Below are 19,267 nucleotides of genomic sequence, written 5' to 3'. Positions count from 1 at the left end.
CAATTTGAAGCCTAAAGTAACGCGATGCAGAACCAGATTCTTCTTCTAAACGCTAATCTCGATAAGGAAAGATAATATGGATATCAATCCTGTTCCTAAGAAACGATATAACGTGCTTCAGCCAAAATGGTCATCTCACGCTGTTATTTATCAGGTCAACACACGACAGTTTTCAGAGCAAGGTAATTTTGAAGGAGTGAGAAAGGGGTTATCCCACATTAAATCACTTGGCGCTGATATTGTTTGGCTTATGCCTGTACACCCTATTGGTGAGAAGAATAAAAAGGGAGAGCTTGGAAGTCCCTATGCAGTAAAAGACTATCTGGCCATTAACCCTGAATTTGGTAGCGAAGAGGATTTCAAAGCGCTGGTGGATGAAGCGCACAAGCTTTCGCTAAAAGTCATCATAGACTGGGTGCCAAATCACAGTGCGTGGGATAATCCTTTGGTTGAACAGCACCCCGAGTGGTACGCCAAAGACTACAAAGGAGATTTTCGTCCATCTCCGTGGTGGGATTGGAGCGATATCATAGAGTTTGATTATGAACACGTTGGCCTTCGCAAATACATGATTAACGCGTTGTGTTATTGGGTTGAAAAGTTCGACATTGATGGGTTTCGCTGTGATGTAGCGGGGTATGTCCCCAACGATTTTTGGCAGCAAGCAGTGCAAACGCTAAGCGCAATCAAACCAGTCTTCATGTTGGCTGAATGGGAGAATCGAGATCTTCACGAAAATGCGTTCAATATGACATACGCATGGAGTTGGAACGAGACGCTACACGAACTCGCACACGGACAATGTTCGCTGGATAGGTTGCGCAAGTATTATTCGTGGAACGAACGCAGCTGGCCTCACTCCGCTTACAGAATGACCTTCGTTAGTAATCATGACAAAAATGCCTGGGATGGCACTCAGCGCGAACAATTTGGTGATGCGCTTGAAGCCTGCATTGCGTTGTCTGTGGTAGGTGAAGGTATGCCGCTCATTCACAACGGACAAGAAGCTGGTGAAACCAAGCGTTTAGCGTTCTTTGAGCGCGATCCAATACACTGGCAAGAACATGAAATAGGCAACTTGTACCGCAAGCTAATTGCTATTAAAAAGTCCAAAGCCGTGCTAGGGAACGGAGAGTACGGGGCAAGAATGATACAGGTGCCAAACTCTAAGATGGATAAGGTTTTTAGTTTTGTACGTTGTAGTGAAAATGAAAAAGTGTTCGTTGTGATTAATTTCTCAAATGAGCAGCTTGATGTAACGTTTGAAGAACCATTGTTTGAAGGTGAGTATGCGCACTGGGAGCGCGACGAAAAGAAAATCTTCGGAGCTGATTCAGTGTGTAAAATCACGCCTTGGCAGTTCGAGATATGGATTGCTTAACCGTGTGATCGTTTAGTGTCATCTTTAACTACAAAAGGTAAAAAGCACTAGTGTTTTTTTACTAAGTGAAAATTAAGGATGGACTATGACTGTGAATGATTCAGCTGAAAAAACAGAAGACCGCTCGTTAAATAATCATGCAGCGCTTAAAACTTCTATTGCCAATGGTGATGTTGAAGAGGTAAAAGCGCGACTTGAAGGACACACTTTGGATAAGCTAGAAAAAGGTTATCTTATCGATCTCGCACGCTTGAGTGGTAACAGTGAAATCGAGGAAGTGATTAAGTCAACACCCGAAAGTTAGATGCTAAAGAATCTAGCTCAGACCTAATCTGAGCTAGTACAACTTAGTCATTACTCTTCAGAACTATCACTTGAGTTACTTTCAGACTTACTCTGATAACGCTTAAATTCCGTACGCGTAATTAATTCATCGTCATTTGCGTCAATATTATCAAAATCACGTGTTACACCACTTCGCGAGGCTTCAGCTTTAGTAGGCTTACCGTCGCTGTTAGCGTCCATCATCTCAAATTTACTGCGCGCAATGACCGCTTCATCTGCGATAACCGTATTATCGTGAACAACAGTATCTTCAGCCACTTTGTCAACGTTTGTCTTTTCTAAGTTTCCGTTAGCCTTCAACTCAGTCTTAGCTCGTAGTTCGTGAGTCAGCCTTTTGTCTTTCGTCGCGGCAACCACTTCATCGACATCAGTATCAACTTTAACTTCCGTTTCCATTGTACCTTCTGTACCCATACTCTCTTTCATCGATTTTACCGTTGCAAGCACGTCGTCATCGAAATGTTGAGGGTGCTTCGTTACATGAGCATTGAACTCTTTAATTGAAAGCTGCATGTCTGAATTGGTATCAATTTTGGAAAAGTGCGCATAAATCTCATCGTCGTCAGCTTCTTCTCGTGAAATATAGCCGTTGTCATCGTTATCCAAATCGGCAAATGTGGTGTCTATTTTTTCGATACCATTGCCGGCAAACGCGGCAGTAGAAAGTGCGGCGCTGATTAGTGTAGCAATTGTTAATTTTTTCATATCTAACTCCTTGGTTTTTCGGCCTCCATACTGCTTAAAAACGGAGGAGAGTATTCACATGGAGTTATTCACAGCATATGCCATTTCAATAAAATGTTTTTAGATCATTGGTTTATGTTTTTTGAAAGGTTGGGTGACGACAGGCGGAATTGTGAGATCTATAGAATTTTCTGAAAAAGTTACTCGCTATTTTTGACAAAAACGGAACACGTTAAGCGGAGAATGTTTTGAATGCGAGCAACAATCGACCTGCCGTTATTCAAGCAGCGAACTTTGTTAAGCATAAAGCCATTAGGTTTCGAATGAGTACTCAATGTTTATTGCGGTAAACGTTCAAATTTTGTAATGGTTTCTAAGCTTTCTTCCCACGCAGCTTTGCTTACGCCGAAGATATGTGCAGTAGGTTTAATCAGTAGTTTCGTATCCAGACACCCAGCGGGTACGGCTAGAATGTCACCGAGTTGAGTACACGGAAGGGCTGAACCACAAATTTTACAGAAACTTTTGCTATGACGCGTGTTCTCGAGCGTGAAGTTGACTACAGCGTCAACACCCGATGCCCAAGTTAATATAGCCGAACTTGAAAACAGGTTGGCTGCGAAGGCCGAACCTGTATCCTTTTGACAATGTTTGCAGTGGCACAGATAAAAACTGTCAAAATCACCCTCAATTTTAAAAGTTACCGACCCGCACAAACAAGACCCTTTGTAATTGTTCATCAAAACTCCTTTTTTGTGAAATACCACTATTTAAAGCACCAAGACTGCTACTGTTTAGCAAGCCAATCGTAAAAATGCGCCACGCCTGCTTCTAAAAACGGTTCTATGGGACCGTGTTCTTCTTCGCCTGATAAATAAAGTGCTCGTCGACCTTTTTCTAGCAATAGGCAGGCTTCTTCATCTTCTACCGCTGTTTCCATATAGGCCGCTTTTTCCGCTGCAAAGTAGTCTGGCATATCTTTATAAAGTGCTTCGGGATAATAAAATTCAACGTGGTTTACACATGCGCCGGCACCCTTGGGGTAAATCGTGCTGACGACAATAATATCTGGGTACCACTCAATCATAATATTAGGGTACAAAAAGCACCATATTGCGCCAAAGCGAGGAAGTGTTTGCCCGAATCGTGCCAATAATGCGTCTTGGAACTCTCTGTAACGCGGTGTTGTGCGCTTGGTAAGCTGGTCGCCTAGCCCAACTTTTTGAACTGAAAAATCATCGCCAAACGACCATTCTAAATCATCGGGTTTAACAAACTGGCGAAGCCCAGGGTGCATGGAGTACACGTGATAGTTCTCTAGATAGATTTCGATAAATGTCTTCCAGTTAAATTGATATTCCGACGTTTCAGAACCGGCGTAAAAGTAATCGGTAAAGTCGAGATAGTCCTCAAGCCCAAGGGCGGATAAGTCCATATTAGGAGATCGCCCTCGAAATAGAAGACCGTTCCACACTGACAGTGATTCCTTTTTCAACTGACCGCTAGGGGCATCCTTAAAGTGGGGCGCACCTTTAAGCTGGCCTGTATTGTCATAGCCCCAGCAGTGGAGTTTACAAACTATGCTGCGTGCCCGGCCTTGCCCTTCAAGAAGTTGAGCTTGTCGATGTAAGCAAACATTGGATATAAGTTCATAGTTATCACCTTGGTTAAACAGTACAAACCGATTGTTTAGGTGGGGCAATACTTGATAACTAAATTTCTCTGGAACCATTAATGAGTGGCCCGCATAGGAAAGCCCACGAGAGAATACTTGCTCGATTTCTTGCTTGCTCACTTCAGCGTCAAAATAACTTTTTATAGAAGGATGTGTGGCTAAATTCATAGTTTAAAAAGGGAGCCTAAAACGCATTGCGTTACGTCGAAATTATATAGGCGCTATGTATCACTGAATTGACTAAAAAAATAGCAATATTTTTGATTGAAGCACTATTTTTTTCAAAATATCGGAGTAGAATCCGCGCACCTCAATTTTATAGTGATTTACATGGACATTGGCTTCCATTACCTTGAAGAAAAGCGTCTGTTAACGCTTTCTTTTTATATTGCCGGCGCATTTGTCATTGTCGCGCTTGGTTTTGCCATTTTAACGAGTTCAGGCGCAATTTTATTTGATGCAGCGTACTCTTTGATCGCGTTTGTTATGTCAATGCTAACGCTAAAAGTCGCTAACCTAGTTCAACGCCCTGACGACGACCGTTTCCACTTCGGTTACACGGCCATTGAGCCGACATTGAACATGTTCAAATCGCTTATCATCATTGCCACATGTGTGTATGCCGTTGCAAGTTCAGTTCAGAGTTTGTTGGCGGGTGGACATGCTGCTGAATATGGTATTGGTATGTTTTACGGCGTGGTAGCGACAGTTGGCTGTTTCAGTATATCTATTTATATGCGCGTCAAAGGTAAGCACTTGGTGTCTGATTTAGTCAAAGTTGATTCGCATACGTGGATGATAGATGGTGTGTTGAGCGCCTCTATTTTGTTCGCTTTTATTTTAGCTTACGCGTTGGAATCGACTGAGTATAAAACATGGGCGCCGTATGTAGACCCGGTATTGTTGATTATACTTGGTTCGGCAATGCTTCCTGTACCGTTTAAAATTTTGCGCGAAAGTTTAAATGAAGTGATCAATAAAGCTCCTCCTGAGTCTATTTCAGCGGTAATCGAGAAAAAATTCAAAAAGACCTTAGCAGACGTTCCCTACGAGCATGTAGAGGTACGTATTAGTAAACGAGGCAGAGACGTTTATTTATTAGTCCACATTATTGTTGATGATGCATTTTCAATCGCCACTATTAGTGAATTGGATGAAATTAGGCTCAAGTGCGAAGCAGAGATGCGCGAGTGGGACCCTGCAATAATTATGGATATTCTGTTTATCAAAGATCCAGAACTCGCAGAATAGGATGAAGGTGTATGCCAATTATTGCATTCACCGCAAAAGCGAACTGGCAAATTGCTCAAAATTTTCCGATAATCAAATCTTTAAGCTATTCGAAGATATGATGGAAACTCGACTTCCGCTATACAAAAAGCTGCTGGTAATGTACAGAATAGAGCCGGGGTGTCTAGGGCCGCAAGGTACAGACTACGTCGAAGAGTTTTGTGTATTCGCCAAAAAGCGGCTAAAAGACAAACACGGTCATTGCTTACGATGGACGATTAAGCCGCGCTATGACAAAACACTACCTGAGTTAGAGTTTCAAATAAAAAACGGCGTGGTTTCGCGTGATAATGCCGCTAAGTACATGGATAGCTTCAACATTGATATTGACGCATTTGAAGAAGAGTTAGAAGAGTCGCTGGCAGATTTGGTTGACGCGTTTTTCGAACGATGAACCGGCCTTGCTCAAATTAACTTTCAGCGTTTTTACGGTAAGATCCAGGCTGGATTAGATTGTAATCAAGCCTACTTAATTAAACTTCTTCTCAGGTACGCTTGGAAATGTTTCAAAAAGCGGAGGAGAGAAAAAGTATCCTTGCTGTTTTACTATATTTAATTCCGCCAATGTATCTCGTTCAGCTTTGGTCTCTACACCTTCCGCAAGCACATCGATGTTTAATGCTGAACAAAGCTCGGCAAGTGCCTTTACAATTAACGTTTTCCTATTGCTTGTGTCTATGCCACGAATTAGGCTCATATCGATCTTGATACTGTCTGGGGCGAGTTTAGCTAACCAGTCTAAATTGGCAAAGCCCGAGCCGAAGTCGTCAATAGCAACCTTAAAGCCGATTTCTTTATAATAATCGATAATATTTTGAAGGTGAGCAGTGTCAGCTATTTTTTCTCCTTCAACTACCTCAAACGTAATTTGCTCCCTTGGGAAGCCATATTTATCAGCTGCGGCGAGTGTGGTGCGAATGCAAATGTTAGGTTTATAAACAGCCCCGGGCATAAAATTTATACTTAGCCGCTCTTTAATCTTAGCTTCTGCGGCTAACGCAATGGCTTTAACTCTGCAAGACTGGTCAAATTTATAAACGTTTTGAGCTGTGACCTGACTTATAACGGTGAGAGCAGGCTCATTATTTAGCCCTCTTACCAATCCTTCAAAACCAAACGTGCGTTTTTGTGACAGGTCAATAAGAGGCTGAAACGCCATGCTAAAGTCAAAATCAAGTGCTTCTCCGTTGAGGCAGCCTTCACACGATAGTTCTCTCGCTTCTTGCTCTTTGATGTATATGGGAAGTTCTGAGGCTGAAATACCGTTAAAATTCATGAGGCCAACTTGGTTAGGAATTAATAAAGTGTAACTTGACCTTAGAATGACCACACTTATTAAGTCAAGTGGCAAGGTAACTGTTTGATTCGACGTTGAGAATTCTCGGAGAGTAATTCTCGTTTGGGTAGCTGCAGCCTTACTGGCGATAAGTTCATTTCAGCGCTTATAAACCTTAGTAAGTAGACTGGAGTTGATTGCGTGGTAAGCGCAATTTAATACTTTCTTTTTGTAAAAAAGGGCATAAAAAAGCCTCAACGCATACGTCAAGGCTTCCATACTAATCGAACTATTGTATTAGTTTAAAGACTTCAGCTTTTGATAACCTTCAGCTTCTAGCTCATCATTTACGCACTCTAATACAAATACGTCTTCCGACTTGCCTTTTGTGCCTTCTTCTTCAGCGATTTCTTTGCAGAACTGAGTTAATTCCGCTACCAGCTCTGCAGGTGCTTCGTCTGATGCAGCTGCAATTACAGAGAACGCCATTGCGCTTAAACCTACTAAGCCTAAACCTATCAAGCGTAAACCTTTCATAATTACCTCGTTTAATAGTTGAGTATAAACATTTACGAGCTGGATATTGCGCCTAAGTGTTAAGATTAAAAAGCTAATTTTTTTGTTCTAGAAGACAAATTCTTTTCATCAAAAATTTAACAATTGTTTTGACTCTAAAAGGCGTCAGGTAGCAAATGCTGACGCTAAAATGCAAACCTTTAATGGGCATTCCATAGGCTTTTTGGCATAATGCGCGGCCTAAAGTAGAAAAGTAATGACAGCGCTTAAACCATGCCCACAATAAATAACGTATTCTCTTCAGATGGCCTCCTTGCAGGTGCTATCAAGGGGTTTGTACCTCGCGAAGCTCAAACTGAAATGGCAAAGGCGGTTAAGCGCGCTATTGATACCACAGGTAGTTTAATAGTAGAGGCCGGTACAGGAACGGGAAAGACTTTCGCTTATCTCGCTCCGGCATTGTTGAGCGACGGAAAAGCCATTGTTTCTACAGGGACTAAAAACTTACAAGAGCAGCTATTTCACCGCGACTTACCGCTGGTAAAAAAGGCCTTAGGCAGCAAGCGAAAAACTGCACTGTTAAAAGGCCGTTCAAACTATCTTTGTCTACACCGTGTAGCGCAGCACAGCGGCAACTCTACGCTGGTTGAAAAAGAGGTATTGGGTCAGCTTTCAGAAGTGAAACGTTGGTCTAGTACTACGAAAACAGGTGATATGGGGGAGCTTAAAACCCTTCCCGAAGATGCCCGTGTTTTACCGCTGGTTACCTCTACAGTGGATAACTGCTTGGGACGCGATTGCCCAGATTATGAAGATTGCTACTTGGTAAAAGCGCGCAGAAAGGCGCTGGATGCTGATATTATTGTGGTAAACCACCACCTTTTCTTTGCTGATATGGCACTGAAAGACACAGGGTTTGGCGAACTTATCCCAGAAGCTGATGCGATTATTTTTGATGAGGCTCATCAAATTCCCGATATTGCCAGCGATTACTTTGGCGAGTCACTTTCGACAAGACAAATTCACGATATTGCGAAAGATATCACGCTGTTGTTTAGAACAGTGCTAAAAGATGCTGGGCAGCTAGATAAAGCGGCTGACAAATGCAGGATGATTGCCTCTGACTTACGGTTATTATTCCCGGATACGGCTGAACGCGGCAACTGGGCTGAGGCGTTAGACCGTGACGACGTGCGCATGCAGGTGGGCAAGCTGTCCGAAGCGCTAGGTGTACTGCATGAAGTGTGTAAACTCCATATTGGCCGCGATAAAGATTTAGACAACATGTACGAACGTGTTGTGGCTGCAAGAGAGCAGTTAGATGCGCTAAGCGATAATAAGCAAGAAAATGTAAGTTTGTGGTATGAAACTACTCAGCGCCACCTCATTATGCATTTAACGCCCTTATCAATTGCCGCTAAATTCAGACGTTTCGTATCATCGCCGCCGCGCGGGTGGATTTTTACCTCTGCAACCTTAATGGTAAACGGCGGTTTTGATCACTTTCAGCGCCGCATGGGCTTAGAAGACGCAGAAACGTTAGGATTAGATAGCCCGTTTAATTATCCTGAACAGGCCATGCTGTGCGTGCCCCGCTATTTACCAGAACCAAACAGCTACGCTATGCGCGAAACTTTGCTAGAAACAGCCAAACGGCTAATCAAAGCAAGTCGCGGGAGATGTTTCTTGTTGTTTACTAGTCACGCTATGCTTCGAGAAATTGCGCAGAAGCTAGAAGATGAGATAGATAATCCGCTACTGGTGCAAGGGACTACCACCAAGCAAGCATTGCTGGATGCGTACCTTGCAGATGAAAAAGCGGTATTAATGGGCACAGGCGCGTTTTGGGAAGGTGTAGACGTGCGCGGCAACGACTTGGTTTGCGTGATGATTGATAAGCTGCCCTTTGCGTCACCTGATGACCCGCTGCTTCAAGCCCGTATGGAAGATGTAAAAAAACGTGGAGCAAACCCGTTTGGTGTTATTCAAATTCCCCAAGCTGTTATTACGTTAAAACAGGGCGCGGGAAGACTCATCCGAGATCCTTCAGATAAAGGCGTGCTGGTTATATGTGACAATCGATTAGTGACGAAGCCTTACGCCAAAACCTTCGTCGGAAGCTTGCCAGATATGAAAAGAACAAGAAGCTTGGACGAAGTGGAAAAATTTTTAGCCGGCATTGATGAAGCCTAAGTTAAAGCACTGAAAAAGCGGTAGGCGTGTATTACGCCATTAGCCCCGTTTTCAGCTTATATGAAATAAGAGATAAACATGAACATTTTAGCTATAGATACCGCAACCGAAGCTTGTTCGGTTGCGCTTCAATTCAAAGACACCGTCATAACGCGTTTCGAGATATGCCCACAGCAGCATAGTCAGCGACTTCTTCCCATGGTCGATGAGGTGTTAAAAGAAGCAAAGGTTTCGCTGGGCGACCTAGATTTACTGGCTTTTGGTCGAGGCCCAGGCAGCTTTACCGGTGTTCGCATAGCGACGGGAATGATTCAAGGTTTAGCGTTAGGAACAGGCTTAAACGTAGCGGGCGTGAGTACGCTTGAAGCTATGGCGTTTGAAGTAGCGTCTAAAACTCAGCATGAAGATGCATTGATTGCCGTTGCGTCTGATGCGCGTATGGATGAAGTGTACTTCGCGGTTTACTCTCAGTCGCAAAATGGGCTTGTACTTTGCATTGAAGAGCAAGTTTGTCCGCCCGAATTGGCTATTGAACAGCTAAAAGTACTTAGAGAAGAAAACGGCGCGGCTGTAATTGCAGCTGGCACCGGCTGGTCTGCCTACGAGGAGCTTGATAACTGGAAGTCTGAAGTATGTGGTGAGGTAGCGTCTGACATCACACTTCCAAACGCGCAATACATGCTTAAACTTGCAATAGATGCACATAGTAAAGGCGAAGTATCTGATGCTGTGAATGTAGAACCTGTATATCTGCGCGATAAAGTTACGTGGAAAAAATTACCAGGCAGAGAGTAACGACACGCTGCCAAATATTGGGCGCCCATTACTAACAATAAATAAATCGAGCAACGGGAAAAGAGGAGCGAGTCTTAAGGTTAAAGCTCGCTTCCCAATGGTATGATTCTTGCCTCAGTTAACTCTGTATGATTATCAATAATAATTTCGCCGTACCGTCTTCCGAACCTTCGCAAGGCCGTGTCGCTAAAATTAACAAAGACCCTGAACAGCAAAGTAAAGGGCAAAGCGAATCGTCTGCTAGGGCGATTGTTGTTGCGCCCGACGAACAGGGAACGGATAACGCCAAAGCGTACCAACAATTCATTCGTGAAGATGGCAACACGTATTCTCAAAATGCCATAGCGTCATACACAAGCTTTGAAAAGCAGCAGCAACGCGAGTCTATTAAATCTATGTTCGGCGTGGACATCTACGCGTAGTTCAATTCCAAGCACCATAATTCACACCGTAGATAAATTTAACAAATTGTTAAAACCCGCTGTTTATTTTGAACAAAAGCCTACCGTACATACTCTACAAATTGTTGGTTGGGATGATCTATCTCATTTAAGCGACATAGTGTTTGAACGGCAGTGGTTGTCCATTCGTATAAATGCTAATGTTTGGTTGTTGGTATTCGGTTTTTCTTTTTCTCATAAAGAGATACATGAAAGTAGAGGCGGGTTGTAATCGAAATTTCACTGTATTTTTTAAACAACCCAGTGCTTGTAGACTGACTTTTATTCAAACGCAGCATTTTCTAGGATTTATAGGAGCTCGTCGATGTCTCGGTATTTAGTTTTACTTACAGTCTTTTTATTTGCGGGCTGCACAATAGTCCCAGATAGCATAGAAGTGCCTGAAGGAACGCAGCTAGTTAGCTATTCGAAAGCGGTCACGTCGGGGGCAAACGCGCAAGGCCAAAAGGCCAGATGGGGAGGAATGATTGTTGGTGTTGAAAATAAGCCCAACAAAACGTTCATTGAACTCGCTCATTTTCCGCTAAATCATTATGGCAAGCCTTCAACAAATGGAGAGACGTCGGGTCGATTCAAAGTACAAATTGATGGCTTCGTCGACCCAATTGTTTTTGAAGAAGGGCGTGCGGCAACGTTTCTAGGTACAGTTACCGCTCCAACTGCGGGCATGGTGGGTGAGCAGCCCTACATTTATCCCACGATCATTGCCGATGACTACCACATGTGGAGGAAGCAAGAGGTTTATGATGTAAATACTTACTTCTTCAATTACCACACAGGTTGGTATTCACCTTTTTATCGCTTCAATGGCCCTTGGATGTATCCGCATTTTAATCGAACGCGCGTAATTCGTTACGAAAATGCGCCGAGCAAGGCCACGCTTCCTTCTAAATCTAAGTCTACACGAAGCAAGACAAAGGCAACGATACAGCCCGCAAGGCAGGATAAAGCGAAGTAAAAATCTCATCATGGAGGCGGCAAAATATTGCCGCCTTTTTTTTATTTTTAGGACGGTCATGGAAAGCGCGCGGCGATTTATTGCCGCAAAGGATGAAAGATGATTGAAACAGAATTTAACATTGGGGCATTACATTTAGCTGCGTTAGATAATCAAGGTGCCGGCAAAGTCGTACTTGGTTTACACGGCTACTTGGATAACGCAGAGAGCTTACGGCTGTTAGCACCCTACCTACAAACTCACCGCTTTATTGCGCTAGACCTAGCTGGTCATGGTCGTTCTGGTCACCGTGCACTAGGCGCACATTACAATCAAGCTGATTACCTGCAAGACCTTTATGCGCTAATAGAATCTCAAGAGTGGGAAGAAGTCATTTTATTAGGACATTCTCTCGGCGGAATACTAGCGAGCCTTTTCGCTGCACTTTTTCCGGAAAAAGTCACTGCTGTAATAAGTATTGATGCTTGTGGGCCGCTTACCGAAACTGAAGAAACAACCGCAGCACAAATGCGTGACGCAATAATGAGTCGTCACGCGAAGTCGCGAAATAAACTGCGAATCGTTGATTTAGACGACGCAGTTAAAGCCAGGTGCAAGGTATCCGATATTCCTGCCGAACACGCGCGTTCTATTTTATCGAGAAATTTGACCCAAGATGCAGGGGGACATTGCTTCTGGTCGAGCGACCCGAAGCTTCGTACAAAATCTACACTAAGACTCACAGAAAAGCAGGCAGAATCGCTAATGCGTGCTATTGTATGCCCAATTCTTTTTATTGGTGCATCTAACAGTTTTAAAAACCTTGAGACTGTTTTCCCCAATCGCAAGGGGTGGTTTTTAAATGCGCAATACGAACAATTAGTAGGCGGTCACCATATTCACATGGAAAATACTGACGATGTAGGGGTATTAATTCGTCATTTTGTTGAGCAATTGTAAATTGTGCCGTTTATTTTTTTTTACACATCCTATACTATTCGCAAGTTATCAGACCAGTTATATAAGTGCAGCTCCCCATGCGCTTATAAAATAGTATAAGAATAAAGTAGAGGAGGTTTTGGTGGAAAAAACCTGGCTTAAGCATTACGACCCTCGCGTTTCCGCAGAAATTGATGCCGATCGTTACGCATCTGTAGTAGACATTTTCGAGCAGTCGGTAAAGAAGTTCAAAAATAAAGAAGCCTTCATAAATATGGGGCATTCAATCACGTTTGAAGAGTTAGATACTTTATCAGCTCAGTTTGCTGCTTATTTGCAAGCAAGCGGACTAAAACGCGGTGATGCTGTGGCAATCATGATGCCCAACCTTCTTCAATACCCTGTTGCCATGTTTGGTATTCTGCGCGCAGGGATGGTTGTGGTTAATGTAAATCCTCTCTATACAGCTCGTGAGTTAAAGCACCAACTAAATGATGCTAATGCGAAAGCCATCGTTATTGTTGAAAACTTCGCGTGTACTCTAGAAGAAGTCATCGCAGATACAAATCTACAAGAAGTCTTTCTGACCGCTTTAGGCGATATGCTTCCGGCACCTAAGCGCTGGATTGTGAACGCAGTTGTGAAGTACGTTAAAAAGATGGTGCCTTCGTTTAATCTACCTGAAACGACATCGTTTATGTCTGCGGTTAAAAAAGGGCAATCCCTTGAATATAAACGCCCAGATATTGATAGCGGTGATTTAGCGTTTCTTCAATACACAGGTGGCACAACGGGTGTTTCTAAAGGTGCCATGCTTACTCATCGCAATATGGTAGCGAATTTAGAGCAAGTGTCAGGTATCTTAGAAACAGTGATTGAAGAAGGCGAAGACTTTGTTGTTACCGCGCTTCCGCTTTACCATATTTTTGCGCTACTGGCGAACTGCTTGATGTTCGTTAAATACGGCTGCCGTAACTTGCTTATCACCAACCCGCGTGACATGCCGGCTTTTGTAAACGAACTTAGCAAATATCCGTTCACCATTTTACCTGGCGTAAATACCTTGTTTAATGGCCTGTTAAATACGCCTGGATTCAGCGAACTTGATTTCAGCAAGTTTAAGTTTGGTTTAGGCGGCGGTATGGCTGTTCAACGTCCCGTAGCAGAAAAGTGGGAAAAGGTCACCGGTACAGTGCTTCTTGAAGGATACGGGCTAACAGAGTGTTCGCCTGTGGTAGCGGTTAACCCACCACAGATTGAAGCTTATAAAGGCGCAATCGGTATGCCTGTTCCTTCTACAGACATTAAGCTTCTTGATGACGACGGTAATCCTGTTGAAAAAGGTGAGCCTGGTGAAATGTGGGTGAAAGGCCCTCAGGTAATGAAAGGATATTTGAACCGACCAGAAGCAACAGAAGAAATTCTAAAAGACGGTTGGTTAGCCACAGGTGACATCGCAACGGTAGATGATGAAGGTTACTTCTATATTGTTGACCGTAAAAAGGATATGATCCTAGTTTCAGGCTTTAACGTGTTTCCTAACGAGATTGAAGAAGTGGCTGCAATGCATGAAAACATTGTTGAAGCAGCTGCGGTTGGGGTTCCTCATGAAGTCAGTGGTGAAGTTGTGAAATTATTCGTAGTTCGAAATAGCGACTCACTTACTGAAAAAGACGTTATCGCGCATTGCCGTAATCACTTAACGGGTTACAAAGTGCCTAAGCAAGTTGTTTTCAAAGACGACTTACCAAAAACCAATGTAGGTAAAATACTGCGTCGGGAGCTTCGAGACTAATTTCGTTGAAATAGTTTTGTGAAAGCCGGCGTAAGCCGGCTTTTTTATTACTGTGCAAAAATATGCAATATCAATTAATTACAACATCTGAACAACTCGAAAAAGTGTGCACTGCCGCACAGCGTCAAGAGGCGGTAGCCTTAGACACCGAATTCGTAAGAACGAAAACCCTCACTCCTCATTTAGGCCTTATCCAGCTCTATGATGGCCATCAGCTGGTACTCATTGATCCGCTCGCCATAGACAATATGCAGCCATTTATCGATCTCATGGAGAATACCGAAGTCGTAAAAGTACTGCACTCGTGTTCTGAAGACATTGAGGCGTTCCTTACCGCTTTTGATACCGTACCAACGCCTGTGTTCGACACGCAGCTTGCGGGAAGTATTTTGGACATGGGACCGTCACTTGGCTATGCAAAGCTTGTAGAGTTGCTGTGTGATATCAGTTTGGACAAAGGGGAGTCGCGAACCGATTGGTTAGCCAGACCTCTACGTGAAGCGCAGCTTAGCTACGCAGCGAATGATGTGCTGTATTTACTGCCTTGCTACCAACAGTTAGCCAGTAAAGTACAAGAGGCGGGGAAAGTGCACTGGATTTACCAAGAGATCGCTTTGCTAGTTGATAAGAAGCGCGCTCAAATGCCTGAAGATTTTGCGTACTTAAGCATTAAGAATAACTGGCGATTGAACAGCGAGCAGCTCACCGTATTACAGGCACTAGCGGCATGGCGCTTGAATACCGCACGAAAAAAAGATCTGGCCCTAAACTTCGTGTTCAAAGAAGGGCATTTGTTTGAAGCGGCGCAGCGTCTTATCGATAGTAAATCTGGCCTTTCGCGTATTAACGGCGTGAATCATCAATCGGTACGCCGCTACGGCGACACCATCATCACGCTAATTGAAGAGGCGAGAGCAAAGTACGCGCAAACACCAGAAAAGCTCAGACTTCCGGTTGTGCTGCGGTTAATTGATATCGCCAAGTACAAAAAAACGCTGGCCGAGCTTAAAGTTATTAGCGACCAGATAGCGAAAGACAATGCTGTAAATAGTGATGTTATTGCCTCTAAAAAACAGCTGAATCAACTGTTAAAATGGTACTGGTTTTCGGTTGATGAGACCCGCGTGCAGGGACTAATGCCCGATGTACTGTCGACGTGGAGAGAGCCATTGTTTCGCTCTCACGTAACTCGTCTACTTGGCGACGCTCCGGCCCAATAGTGCCTTAAAAGCAATATGGGTGAGCAGTATTGGCGAGAGGTGTATGTTCTCTGGCCAATTAAATCTGCATAGTGACCCCAAAAGAACTAAACAAACGAATTAAGAAAGAGTAAAAATTCTATGTTATGCGCAGTTTATAAAACGCGAAAGAAAGACGGCATGTATTTGTACGTGCCAAAGAAAGACCATTTTGAAGACGTGCCAGAGCCGCTTATGGCGAAGTTTGGTCGCCCAGAGCTAGTGACTATCATCGCCCTAGAAAAGCGTGAGAAACTTGGCCTGGTTGACAAGCAAAAGCTTATCGACGAGCTTAATGAAAAAGGCTTTTACCTTCAAATGCCGCCAAAAGAAGATAATTTGCTAGAGCAACACCGTGAATCTCTTGGGCTTTCAAAAACGCCCGATAAGAAGTTTTAAATATCCATGTTATTAAAGACTCTAAACCGCTTAGTTAGCCGAATTACCTTTATAGCTAAGCGCAAAAATCGTAGTTTATTTCCTCAACTGCGCAATATTGCCCTAGTTTTATCGAGTATAACCTTAAGCTTTTCACTGGCAGTTAATGCCGAAAATCAACCAAGTAATGGCAGTGGGCTTAGCGAGGCGAGCTTCAAAAGCTACGTTGCTCAACTGAAAAAAGAAGCGGCCGAAAAGGGCATAGATAAGACTAAGTTAGATTTAGCGTTTGCTGACATTACTTTTAGGCCCACGGTCGTCAAGTCTGACAAAAGCCAGCCAGAGAAAAAAATAACGTTAGATGATTATCTAGCAACGCGAGTACCCGACTGGAAAGTAAAGCAGGCGGTTGATCAGTACAATGAACACAAAGTGCTGCTTGATGAAATTGCTCAAAAATATGGGGTTCAGGCCCGCTTTATTGTTGCGCTGTGGGGTAATGAGTCTAACTTTGGTAAAATTCAGGGCAACTTTAGTGTGCTGTCTGCACTGGCATCTTTGGCGTATGAAGGGCGAAGAGAAAAGCTGTTTAAAGACAATTTTTTTGCGGCACTTCAGATTCTAGATGAAGGGCATATTTCTGTAGAGGCGCTTAAAGGCTCTTGGGCCGGTGCGATGGGACAAACACAGTTTATGCCCATATCCTTTCTAAATTACGCAGTGGACTACGACGGCGACGGCAGAAAGGATATTTGGGGGACCAAGGCAGACGTATTTGCGTCAATCGCCAACTATCTATCATCTGAAGGTTGGGATAGTGAAGGGACGTGGGGACGCCAAGTAATACTAACCAAACCAGTACCTTTTTCAGGGTTAGCGAAATCTAACATGAAGCCGTTGGCCTTTTGGCAGCAGAATGGCGTCAAGCGCTACAACGGAAATGAACTCCCCAATGCAGAAATCAGTGCATCGCTTATGATGCCAGATGGTGAGCAAGGCCGAATTTACTTGGTGTATAACAATTTTCACACACTGATGAAGTGGAACCGCTCGTCTTACTTTGGCGTTTCGGTTGGGTATTTATCAGAGCGGATAAAACGAGGTTACTAATGGCTTATCGTCACATCGATTCTCAAGGCAATGAAATATCACTACCCGTTAGTAAAGTAGTGTGTATAGGTAGAAATTACCTCGACCACATAGAAGAAATGAATTCTACCGTATCTGAAGCACCCTTGCTGTTTATGAAGCCAAAGGCTGCCTTATGTTATATGCAGAAGCCTATTGCCATTCCTACCGACAAAGGCGAGTGTCACAACGAGCTTGAAGTCGCTGTGCTGCTAAAATCATCATTGAAGAATGCGAGTGTAGATGACGTAAAAGCCGCGATATGGGGTATTGGACTTGGTCTCGATTTAACCCTTCGCGAGGTTCAAGCCGAGCTTAAGAAGCAAGGCCAGCCTTGGGAAAGAGCGAAGTCTTTCGACAACAGTGCACCGCTGTCAGGCTTTGTGCCGTTAAGTGAAATAGAAAACTTGGAAGACCTGCGTTTTACCTTAACCATAAACGGGGTGGTTAGACAGCAGGGACATACCGAGCTGATGCTGCACAAAATCATCCCACTTATCGCCCATATGTCATCTATATTTACGTTAGATAGTGGTGACGTGATTCTTACAGGCACGCCCAAAGGGGTAGGTAAGCTTTGTTCGCAAGATACGATTGTTGCAACGCTAGACAATCATTTAACTGTGGAAACTGAGGTAATAGCAGAATGACGGCAGCGTTTTGGGAAACCAAATCTTTAGAGGAGATGACCCAAAAGGAATGGGAATCACTTTGTGATGGATGTGGTAAATGTTGTCTGCAAAAATTTATCGATGATGACGCGGTAGAAGCATACGAAGTGACCGACCATATTAACGATAATGAGAAGATTCACTATACCAATATTGTGTGTACGTATTTGAACACAAAAAAATGTGAATGTACCCAATATGAAAGGCGTACGGAGCTGGTGCCTGATTGCGTGAAGCTGACAAAAGAGAATCTGAAGGATATCTTTTTTATGCCAAATAGCTGCACCTATCGTCGCCTTTATGAGGGAAGGGGCATTCCGTCGTGGCACCCATTACTAAACAAAGGGAAGAAGCACGTGATGCACGCAAAGGGAATGTCGGTACGCAATAAGACTGTTTTTGAAACCGATGTGGATTTAAATGACTTTGAAGACTATATAGCCATTTGGCCTTTAGAAGACTTAGATTAACGCGCAGAACGCGCGTTAATCGCCATTAACAATCGCATAAAGCAACGCATCGCGCCCGAATACGCGTTTGCGACAAAGCCCTTCTTTTATACCACCAATTCGCTCTGCTACACGTATACTTGCCTTGTTGTTAGGCTCTATAAAGCATTCCAATCTATGCAAATTCATTTGAGAGAACGCAAGCTTCTTCAAGGCTTCACAAATCGCGGTAGCTAAACCTTTTCCGCACGCGTCTGGTTTAAGCCAGTAGCCAAGATTAGCGGTAAGGTGCGTGTGGTGAATGTGGTTGATAATGCCCATACCTAAGCATTTTTCTTCGTGCATTAGTAAGTAGGTAAGTCCATATCCTGTATCTCGTGCTTTTTCCATGTTGGTGATGCACTGCTTAGACAGTGCCGGCGTAACAGGGCAAACCGCTGAACCAAACCAAGGTTTTACGTGATGGATAGACTGTTGCCCCGCCTCACAAAGCGCATAGCAGTGTTTCTCTGCAATGCGCTGAATGGAAATGGGGCCTTGTTCCGTATGTATCGGAGGTAGGCGAGACGGTAGAATGGATAAGTCGATCAAAAGGGTTTCTTATCCAATAATCGACATGCAAACACAATAGCGAACACAGCAAAGTAGGCAGCAAAAATAATTTGCATCCACTCAGCCATTCCCATAGACAAAAACTGCCACGAATCTTCTAAACAGTCACCTTCAGCAGCAAATACAGCGGGTAGCCACTCGTGAAGTTGTAACCAAGAAGGGAAGTTTGGCACAATTTCACAGCTGGCAAAAAATGGGTTCGCAGCATTGAGAATGCCAACGTGCTCTTTGGCAATTAAGACGCCCCATCCTGCAGATACAGCCCAGCCAGCGAAACCAAGCATGCGTGTAAAGCCATTGTTTTTAATAACGACAATAAGTGCTGACAACACAATACCGTACATGGCGGTTCGTTGATAAATGCACATAATGCACGGCTTTAAACCCATGCCATACTGAAAGTAAAGCGCAGCAATTTCTAATGCCAATGACGTGGCGAAAAGCACAAGCCATGAAGACTTGTGCTCTGCCCATTGGCTAATACTGTGAATGATTCCGCGCATA

The 19,267-nt window shown here is 43.7% G+C and carries 22 protein-coding genes; 15 read left to right on the top strand and 7 right to left on the bottom strand.

The window, feature by feature from the left end:
* The first annotated feature begins 76 nt into the window (after nucleotides 1–76).
* Nucleotides 77–1,381 carry an alpha-amylase family glycosyl hydrolase gene (locus tag MHN09_RS06415; RefSeq protein ID WP_239239677.1) on the top strand — a complete coding sequence of 435 codons (1,305 nt, stop codon included), beginning with the start codon at nucleotides 77–79 and terminating at the stop codon, nucleotides 1,379–1,381.
* Nucleotides 1,382–1,466: 85 nt separating this feature from the next.
* A complete protein-coding gene (locus MHN09_RS06410) occupies nucleotides 1,467–1,685 on the top strand; it encodes a hypothetical protein (RefSeq protein WP_110288592.1) in 219 nt (72 codons plus the stop codon).
* A gap of 50 nt (nucleotides 1,686–1,735) precedes the next feature.
* Here the strand turns inward: MHN09_RS06410 and MHN09_RS06405 are convergent, their stop codons facing one another.
* The 3 genes from MHN09_RS06405 to MHN09_RS06395 form a co-directional block, all read right to left on the bottom strand.
* Nucleotides 1,736–2,431 carry an EF-hand domain-containing protein gene (locus MHN09_RS06405; RefSeq protein ID WP_239239674.1) on the bottom strand — a complete coding sequence of 232 codons (696 nt, stop codon included), beginning with the start codon at nucleotides 2,429–2,431 and terminating at the stop codon, nucleotides 1,736–1,738.
* A gap of 317 nt (nucleotides 2,432–2,748) precedes the next feature.
* A complete protein-coding gene (locus MHN09_RS06400; RefSeq protein WP_239239671.1) occupies nucleotides 2,749–3,150 on the bottom strand; it encodes a GFA family protein in 402 nt (133 codons plus the stop codon).
* Nucleotides 3,151–3,197: 47 nt separating this feature from the next.
* Nucleotides 3,198–4,253 carry an SRPBCC family protein gene (locus MHN09_RS06395; protein WP_239239669.1) on the bottom strand — a complete coding sequence of 352 codons (1,056 nt, stop codon included), beginning with the start codon at nucleotides 4,251–4,253 and terminating at the stop codon, nucleotides 3,198–3,200.
* 162 nt (nucleotides 4,254–4,415) lie between these two features.
* Between MHN09_RS06395 and MHN09_RS06390 the strand changes: the two genes are divergently transcribed.
* Together MHN09_RS06390 and MHN09_RS06385 are read left to right on the top strand one after the other, a co-directional pair.
* Nucleotides 4,416–5,336, top strand: a complete 921-nt coding sequence (locus tag MHN09_RS06390) for a cation diffusion facilitator family transporter (protein ID WP_239239667.1) — start codon at nucleotides 4,416–4,418, stop codon at nucleotides 5,334–5,336.
* Nucleotide 5,337: 1 nt separating this feature from the next.
* The gene (locus tag MHN09_RS06385; protein WP_239239664.1) at nucleotides 5,338–5,769 is read left to right on the top strand and encodes a hypothetical protein; all 432 of its coding nucleotides are present in this window, start codon (nucleotides 5,338–5,340) and stop codon (nucleotides 5,767–5,769) included.
* Nucleotides 5,770–5,844: 75 nt separating this feature from the next.
* Here MHN09_RS06385 and MHN09_RS06380 read toward each other — a convergent pair whose 3' ends face one another.
* Together MHN09_RS06380 and MHN09_RS06375 are read right to left on the bottom strand one after the other, a co-directional pair.
* Nucleotides 5,845–6,651: an EAL domain-containing protein gene (locus tag MHN09_RS06380; protein ID WP_239219137.1), complete on the bottom strand. Its 807-nt coding sequence runs from the start codon at nucleotides 6,649–6,651 to the stop codon at nucleotides 5,845–5,847.
* Nucleotides 6,652–6,948: 297 nt separating this feature from the next.
* The gene (locus MHN09_RS06375) at nucleotides 6,949–7,188 is read right to left on the bottom strand and encodes a hypothetical protein (RefSeq protein ID WP_150141446.1); all 240 of its coding nucleotides are present in this window, start codon (nucleotides 7,186–7,188) and stop codon (nucleotides 6,949–6,951) included.
* Between the two features lie 252 nt (nucleotides 7,189–7,440).
* On the opposite strand from MHN09_RS06375, the gene MHN09_RS06370 reads away from it, so the two are divergent.
* The 11 genes from MHN09_RS06370 (at nucleotide 7,441) to MHN09_RS06320 (ending at nucleotide 18,172) form a co-directional block, all read left to right on the top strand.
* The gene (locus tag MHN09_RS06370; protein WP_014976931.1) at nucleotides 7,441–9,360 is read left to right on the top strand and encodes an ATP-dependent DNA helicase; all 1,920 of its coding nucleotides are present in this window, start codon (nucleotides 7,441–7,443) and stop codon (nucleotides 9,358–9,360) included.
* Between the two features lie 78 nt (nucleotides 9,361–9,438).
* Nucleotides 9,439–10,155, top strand: a complete 717-nt coding sequence (tsaB, locus tag MHN09_RS06365) for a tRNA (adenosine(37)-N6)-threonylcarbamoyltransferase complex dimerization subunit type 1 TsaB (RefSeq protein WP_239239661.1) — start codon at nucleotides 9,439–9,441, stop codon at nucleotides 10,153–10,155.
* Nucleotides 10,156–10,283: 128 nt separating this feature from the next.
* Entirely contained in the window at nucleotides 10,284–10,577 is a 294-nt protein-coding gene (locus tag MHN09_RS06360) for a hypothetical protein (RefSeq protein WP_239239658.1), read from the top strand.
* Between the two features lie 343 nt (nucleotides 10,578–10,920).
* Nucleotides 10,921–11,574, top strand: coding sequence for a Slp family lipoprotein (locus MHN09_RS06355; RefSeq protein WP_014950007.1), 654 nt, complete (start codon nucleotides 10,921–10,923; stop codon nucleotides 11,572–11,574).
* Between the two features lie 99 nt (nucleotides 11,575–11,673).
* Nucleotides 11,674–12,513 (top strand): alpha/beta hydrolase, encoded by an 840-nt coding sequence (locus tag MHN09_RS06350; protein ID WP_014976929.1) that lies wholly within the window; start codon nucleotides 11,674–11,676, stop codon nucleotides 12,511–12,513.
* 121 nt (nucleotides 12,514–12,634) lie between these two features.
* Nucleotides 12,635–14,287, top strand: coding sequence for a long-chain-fatty-acid--CoA ligase FadD (fadD, locus tag MHN09_RS06345; RefSeq protein WP_014950005.1), 1,653 nt, complete (start codon nucleotides 12,635–12,637; stop codon nucleotides 14,285–14,287).
* A gap of 62 nt (nucleotides 14,288–14,349) precedes the next feature.
* Entirely contained in the window at nucleotides 14,350–15,507 is a 1,158-nt protein-coding gene (gene rnd / locus MHN09_RS06340; protein ID WP_014950004.1) for a ribonuclease D, read from the top strand.
* Nucleotides 15,508–15,627: 120 nt separating this feature from the next.
* Nucleotides 15,628–15,924, top strand: coding sequence for a YcgL domain-containing protein (locus MHN09_RS06335; RefSeq protein WP_014950003.1), 297 nt, complete (start codon nucleotides 15,628–15,630; stop codon nucleotides 15,922–15,924).
* A gap of 6 nt (nucleotides 15,925–15,930) precedes the next feature.
* Nucleotides 15,931–17,013 (top strand): lytic murein transglycosylase, encoded by a 1,083-nt coding sequence (locus MHN09_RS06330; protein ID WP_239239656.1) that lies wholly within the window; start codon nucleotides 15,931–15,933, stop codon nucleotides 17,011–17,013.
* Complete coding sequence (locus MHN09_RS06325; protein ID WP_049587727.1) at nucleotides 17,013–17,681, top strand: fumarylacetoacetate hydrolase family protein; 669 nt, start codon at nucleotides 17,013–17,015, stop codon at nucleotides 17,679–17,681. The genes MHN09_RS06330 and MHN09_RS06325 overlap by 1 nt, the downstream gene beginning before the upstream one ends.
* The gene (locus tag MHN09_RS06320) at nucleotides 17,678–18,172 is read left to right on the top strand and encodes a YcgN family cysteine cluster protein (RefSeq protein ID WP_049587729.1); all 495 of its coding nucleotides are present in this window, start codon (nucleotides 17,678–17,680) and stop codon (nucleotides 18,170–18,172) included. Before MHN09_RS06325 ends, MHN09_RS06320 begins: the two co-directional genes overlap by 4 nt.
* 15 nt (nucleotides 18,173–18,187) lie before the next feature.
* On the opposite strand, the gene MHN09_RS06315 is transcribed toward MHN09_RS06320, so the two are convergent.
* Entirely contained in the window at nucleotides 18,188–18,742 is a 555-nt protein-coding gene (locus MHN09_RS06315; protein WP_049587731.1) for a GNAT family N-acetyltransferase, read from the bottom strand.
* Entirely contained in the window at nucleotides 18,739–19,266 is a 528-nt protein-coding gene (gene dsbB / locus MHN09_RS06310) for a disulfide bond formation protein DsbB (RefSeq protein ID WP_049587733.1), read from the bottom strand. The genes MHN09_RS06315 and dsbB overlap by 4 nt, the downstream gene beginning before the upstream one ends.
* Nucleotide 19,267: the final 1 nt, after the last annotated feature.

This window comes from Alteromonas sp. MmMcT2-5 (assembly GCF_022348315.1).
GTDB classification, from domain to species: domain Bacteria; phylum Pseudomonadota; class Gammaproteobacteria; order Enterobacterales; family Alteromonadaceae; genus Alteromonas; species Alteromonas macleodii.
The sequence above is the reverse complement of the archived record's forward strand: the minus strand, read 5'-3'. Positions and strand labels throughout refer to the sequence as shown.